The sequence below is a fragment of the Streptomyces lushanensis genome (assembly GCF_001700515.1).
Classification (GTDB): Bacteria; Actinomycetota; Actinomycetes; order Streptomycetales; family Streptomycetaceae; genus Streptomyces; species Streptomyces lushanensis.
In genome coordinates this window covers 1-2,269 of sequence record NZ_MAUD01000513.1, presented here as the reverse complement: position 1 = coordinate 2,269, position 2,269 = coordinate 1, and the positions used below count along the sequence as shown (strand labels likewise).

Genomic DNA, 2,269 nt, shown 5'->3' with positions numbered 1-2,269 from the left:
CGCCCCGCCCTCCGGCTCCCGCCCCTTGGCATCCCGAAGCCCGTCAGCCGCCGCGCGGTAAGCACACGGCCGCACATCGATTGAAACGTTTCATATCCTGAGTGGGTGGCGGGCCCGCCGCCGGACACGCCCTCGGCCGGCTCCCCGGTATCCGGCCGTCACCTCCTTGCGGGCCGCGAGAGCGGACGTACGGCCGGAACGTGGCCGCGAGTTGAGATGAAAAATCCCCTACGCCCCGCTTCACCTTTCGCCGTGGGTCGAGGATTTTTGCTTCGGGCTTCAAAAATTGCGCAGATTCATAGACTTCCTGCGGCACCGCTTCTAGCCTTTTCGCGTCCGCAGAGTCCCCACGAGCCGCAAGGACGTATGTCTGTGACACTCCCCCCAACCTCAAGAGGCCGTTTGCTCCGGCGCGGCCTGTCAGCCTCCCTCTCTCTCGCACTCGCCGTGGCCGGGACGGCCGCGGCGGTGGTGCTCTCCACCGCGCCCGACGCCCAGGCGGCGGCGGTCCCCGCACCTTCCCCTCTCGACGTCCAGGGCCGTGGCGCCAGCGTGCCGTTCAAGGAGCAGGAGGCCGAGTACGCCGCCACCAACGGCACTCTGATCGGCCCCAACCGCCTCTACGGCACGCTGCCTTCGGAAGCCTCCGGACGGCAGGCCGTGACGCTCGACGCGGTCGGTGAGTACGTCGAATTCACCCTCACCGCCCCGGCGAACGCGATGACGTTCCGCTACTCGCTGCCCGACAACGCCTCGGGCACCGGCCGGGACGCCGACATCGACCTGCGGGTCAACGGCAACTCGCTCAAGAGCGTGCCGGTGACCTCCAAGTACGGCTGGTACTACGGCGGTTACCCGTTCAACAACAACCCGGGCGACACCAACCCGCACCACTTCTACGACGAGACCCGGACCATGTTCGGCTCGACGCTGCCGGCCGGTACGAAGGTCAGGCTCCAGGTCTCCTCCACCGCCGCGTCACCGACGTTCACCATCGACCTGGCGGACTTCGAGCAGGTGGCCGCGCCGATCGGCAAGCCCTCCGGCGCGCTGGACGTCGTCACCGACTTCGGCGCCGACCCGACCGGTGCCGCCGACTCCACCGCCAAGATCCAGGCGGCGGTCGACGCGGGCCGTACCCAGGGCAAAGAGGTCTACATACCGCAGGGCACCTTCCAGGTGCGCGACCACATCATCGTCGACAAGGTGACGCTGCGCGGCGCGGGCCCGTGGTACAGCGTGCTGACCGGACGTGATCCGTCCAACCGCAGCAAGGCCGTCGGTGTGTACGGCAAGTACGCCAACGCGGGCGGCAGCAGCAATGTCACCCTCAGGGACTTCGCCATCATCGGCGACATCCGTGAGCGCGTGGACAATGACCAGGTCAACGCCATCGGTGGTGCGATGTCGAACTCGGTCGTCGACAACGTCTGGATGCAGCACACCAAGTGCGGCGCCTGGATGGACGGCCCGATGAACAACTTCACCATCAAGAACAGCCGGATCCTGGACCAGACCGCCGACGGCGTCAACTTCCACATGGGCGTCACCAACTCGACGGTCACCAACACCTTTGTGCGCAACACCGGTGACGACGGTCTGGCCATGTGGGCGGAGGCCGTGCCGAACGTGAACAACAAGTTCACGTTCAACACCGTGATCCTGCCGATCCTGGCGAACAACATCGTCACCTACGGCGGCAGGGACATCACCATCTCCGACAACGTCATGTCGGACACGATCACCAACGGCGGCGGGCTGCACATCGCCAACCGCTATCCGGGCGTCAACTCCGGTCAGGGCACGGCGGTCTCCGGTGTCACCACCGCCGCGCGCAACACCCTGATCCGGACCGGCAACAACGACTACAACTGGCGCTTCGGCGTCGGCGCGATCTGGTTCAGCGGACTCAACGAGCCGATCAACGCGACCGTCAACATCACCGACAGCGAGGTGCTGGACAGCTCCTACGCCGCGATCCACCTGATCGAGGGCGCGACCAACGGGCTGCGCTTCAACAACATCAGGATCGACGGCGCGGGTACGTACGCGCTCCAGATCCAGGCACCGGGCACGGCCTCGTTCACCAATGTGACCGCCACCCATATCGCCCAGCCCAACCCGATCCACAACTGTGTCGGCAGCGGCTTCCAGATCACCCAGGGCAGCGGTAACTCGGGCTGGTACGCCAACCCGCCCGCGTGCACCGGCAACTGGCCCGACCCGGTGTGGACCAACGGCGGTGTGCCGGGCGGTCCCACCACCCCGC

1 protein-coding gene is annotated in these 2,269 nt (G+C 66.7%); it reads left to right on the top strand.

All coding sequences use genetic code 11. The annotated features are described in order from the left end of the window. Positions 1 to 366: 366 nt before the first annotated feature. Positions 367 to 2,269, top strand: a 1,903-nt coding sequence (locus tag BFF77_RS30630; RefSeq protein ID WP_066956552.1) for a glycosyl hydrolase family 28-related protein, incomplete at its 3' end; no start/stop codon positions are given.